Annotated in this window: 3 protein-coding genes; 1 reads left to right on the forward strand and 2 read right to left on the reverse strand. The window is 37.4% G+C overall.

What is annotated here, in order from left to right:
- Nucleotides 1-88 precede the first annotated feature (88 nt).
- On the reverse strand, nucleotides 89-1,618 hold the full coding sequence (locus AC106K_RS14730; protein ID WP_482446280.1) for a S41 family peptidase: 1,530 nt from the start codon (nucleotides 1,616-1,618) through the stop codon (nucleotides 89-91).
- 173 nt (nucleotides 1,619-1,791) lie between these two features.
- Here AC106K_RS14730 and AC106K_RS14735 point away from each other — a divergent pair, with 173 nt between their 5' ends.
- Nucleotides 1,792-2,889 carry an MBL fold metallo-hydrolase gene (locus AC106K_RS14735; protein WP_482446281.1) on the forward strand — a complete coding sequence of 366 codons (1,098 nt, stop codon included), beginning with the start codon at nucleotides 1,792-1,794 and terminating at the stop codon, nucleotides 2,887-2,889.
- On the opposite strand, the gene AC106K_RS14740 is transcribed toward AC106K_RS14735, so the two are convergent.
- Nucleotides 2,890-3,177, reverse strand: a complete 288-nt coding sequence (locus AC106K_RS14740) for a GNAT family N-acetyltransferase (RefSeq protein WP_047099473.1) — start codon at nucleotides 3,175-3,177, stop codon at nucleotides 2,890-2,892.
- Nucleotides 3,178-3,673: the final 496 nt, after the last annotated feature.

Here is a 3,673-nt window from a genome sequence, read left to right on the forward strand (position 1 = left end):
CCCCCCCCCCCCCCCCCCCCCCCCCCCCCCCCCCCGAAACTAAAATCTTCAATGTATTGATATATGCATTGAGAAATCAGCTCAATCCTTATTGTCCTTTTTCTTTAGCAATTTCATTTTTTATCCAGTCCAGCTGCGGATCCTTTTTATCGATAATGTCCTGAAGACTTTCATTTACGACGACATCAGGAAGTACTCCTTTTTTTGAATCTGAAAAATCAATGTTCGGCTGTACAAGAAGCAATCCGATAGGGAATCTGATTTCAGAATTCGGGAGTTTCTGATAAGAATAAAATCCGGCTACCGTTCCGTCATTAGCCCCTCCGGTTTCCTCTCCTACAAGAGTCGCTCTTTTATCATTCTTCAGTTTGGCAGTAATGATAGACGAGGCGGAGAAACTTCCACCGTTGATCAGAACAAAGACTTTACCGTGAAAGGCATTTTTGTTAGGCTTTGTGGGTTTGTCAGCTTTCATTTTATAAAAGATTTTACCGTCTTTTTTATAAGTGCTGAACGCTTGAGCAAAAAAGTAGCTAGGGTAAGCAATGCTTTTAAAAGCATAGTCTAAAGGACTGCTTTTTCTGAAATAATTGGTTCTCAGAGGAATGTCTCTGGAGTTGACCTGAGAGGGTTTTATCAGGGTAAAAGGTTTATCGCTCAGATAAGAATACAGATTATTGATCTCATATAGCGATCCGCCATAATTATTTCGGACATCAATAATGAGGTACTTTGATTGGGCATCTTTGATTTTCAAAAATGATTTTTTGTAAAATTCCTCAGAATATTCCCTTGAGAAACTTCTTACCTTTATATAAGCGATGGTACTGTCCTTATCCAGAAATTTAAAACTTCGGTTATAAGAATTGCTGGATGCAACATAGTCATTCAGTTTCTTTTCCGCGGTTCTTTTTTGCATTTCCTTATCCTTTTCAAGATCGGTTTCGGATTTCGATTCCCGGTTTAAAGTATAAGTCCTTTTCTCTCCATTATAAAGGGTCGTAATCGTTGCCTGGCTGGCAAGCCCGTTTTCTGCCGTATAAAAATTAAAAAAAAGATCCTTTAAAAAATAAGGCTGGAAGGTGGTATTATATCCGTCACTGCTGATCAGTCCTCTGTATTTTTTTATATAATCAGAAACCGGAACATTATTGATGGTTAATATTTCAGTGCCTGGCTTAATATTTTCAATGGAATCCCGATTCTGAATAATATACATCCGGTCATCGGCTACATAATATTCAAAACGGCTGAACAGTCCTTTCTGGTGTTCAAATTTTTTGATCTCCTGTTTGGTAAATTTCTTCCTTGGAATTCTTAGCGAAAGGTGTCCTTCACGGATTCCTGCAATCACAGGTTGTAGCTTAAAATAAAACTGAAGAGGAGTCAGCGGTTCGCGAAGCGTTTGCTTAAGACTGTCCAGTTTGTGTTCCAATTCCTTCTTGGGAATATACCAGTACAATTGAGGGTGCATCTGCTGCAGCTTGGAGTAAGCATAGTCTACATCTTCTTTCAGCTGTTCCGGGGGAATACAGGAAGCCCGCTGCTCGTTGTGCCTTCTGATAGACGCACATGATGAAAGCATGGTGAGAAGAAATATGACCGAATAATTTTTCAATGTACTTTGAGTTTTTTTAAGCTGCTAAAATAGAAAGTTTTAAATTAATCATCACTTAAATGAATAATAAATTTTATGAAAGACATGATAAATTTAGTTAAAAACTATAATCCGCTTCTTCAGATTTTCATTTAAAAACAAAAGTCAATACATTTGATGTTTATTTTTTACAAATGATTTACTGGATTCTTACGTGCCTCGTTGTTCTTACTACCACCTTTTTTATCGTGATCAATATGAAAGCATTTGGGGCAGTACCAAAGGGGGAGAGGCTGAAGCGTATCAGGCAGTCAAAACTTTACAGAAAAAGACAGTTTCAGAATATCAGCCGTACGCCTTCCATTGCAGAAGGGTACAAAATGTGGAAAGTGACCTATGATTTCTTCTTAGGCAAAAAAGATCCGTTGCTGAAACCACTCAAAGATATTCCTTCGGTTTATACTGATTTAAGAAGCCTTGACAGGAATACTGATGTATTTATCTGGTTGGGGCACTCTTCCTATTATCTTCAGGTTGATGGCGTTTCGTTTCTGATTGATCCGGTGCTGAGTCTGTATGGCTCACCTTTTAAATATTTCAATAAAGCATTCAAAGGATCGGATATTTATAAGCCCGAAGATATTCCGGACTTGGATTACCTTGTCATTACCCATGACCATTTCGATCATCTGGACTATCCAACTGTAAAATCGATCAGAGACCGTACAGGAACGGCGATCATACCGTTGGGCGTTGGGGCACATTTGGAGCGATGGGGATATACCGGAGAAAAGCTGATCGAAGAAGAGTGGGGAACAGAAGTTGAGCTGAAAAATAATATGAAGATCATATTTACACCCGCCAGGCATTTCTCAGGCAGGAGGATAAAGCAGAACGATACCCTTTGGTCTTCCTATGTTTTGATAACGCCTACAAAGAAAATATTTCTGGGTGGAGACAGTGGGTATGATGCTCATTTCAAAATGATCGGTGATCAATATGGACCGTTTGACTATGCCATTCTTGAAAACGGGCAGTATGGAGAAGCCTGGAGATATATTCATACACTGCCTGAAGATGTTATTCAGGCAGCGATTGATATTCAGGCAAAACGTATTATTCCTGTGCACGCCGCAAAATTTGCATTGGCTCTTCATCCGTGGAATGAGCCTTTACAGAAAATAACAGCTTTTGGAGCAGAAAAAGGACTTCATATCCTTACTCCAATGATTGGAGAAGTGGTCGACCTGAACCATCCGGACCGGCAATTTACGGCCTGGTGGGAAGATTAATCAGGCATGCCATATATCTTTATATCTTCGGGGATGATTTTCAAACTGTTGGCGTACAAAATCACATTCCGGGTCTACAAGCAAATCTTTTTCCTCTGCATAGCGCACCAGTTCATCCAGCAATAGTTTGGCATATCCTTTTCCTTCACGCTCTTCATCAAGCTTGGTATAATACACGATCAGCAGTCTTCCGTCAACCTCTATGGACATATAGCCTACTTTTTTTTCGTCAATAAGTAACTGCAATTCATCCTGATATGGAGATACTTTAAACTTTATATTTTCCATAATTATTGAGATTTGATTGATTAAAAAATAAAACCGAGAATACATTCTCCTTTTTAAAATTACGAAATTATTTGATATGAAATAATGTATTTCAGGAATCTTAACGAATTTTATAATATAAGGATTTAAAGATTAAAGATTAAAGATTAAAGATTAAAGATTAAAGATTAAAGATTAAAGATTAAAGATTAAAGATTAAAGATTAAAGATTAAAGATTAAAGATTAAAGATTAAAGATTAAAGATTAAAGATTTTTTCGGTAAACATCTATCCATCCTGTCAATAGCAATAGCAATAGCAATAGCGGTATCAATTTCAATACTAATATAATACCCAACTATCACTCTCAATACTTTACTATCAATAGAGGAGGTTGTCTCAAAAGGACAGCCTTTTTTATGGGCGTATTTTTTTGTAACTCATATTTTTCAATGAATTTATTTTTCGGGGGTCATATTTTTGAGTTTTTATGGTAGAATAAAGCAAAGGGAGGATT

The organism is Chryseobacterium sp. FR048, from assembly GCF_056844665.1.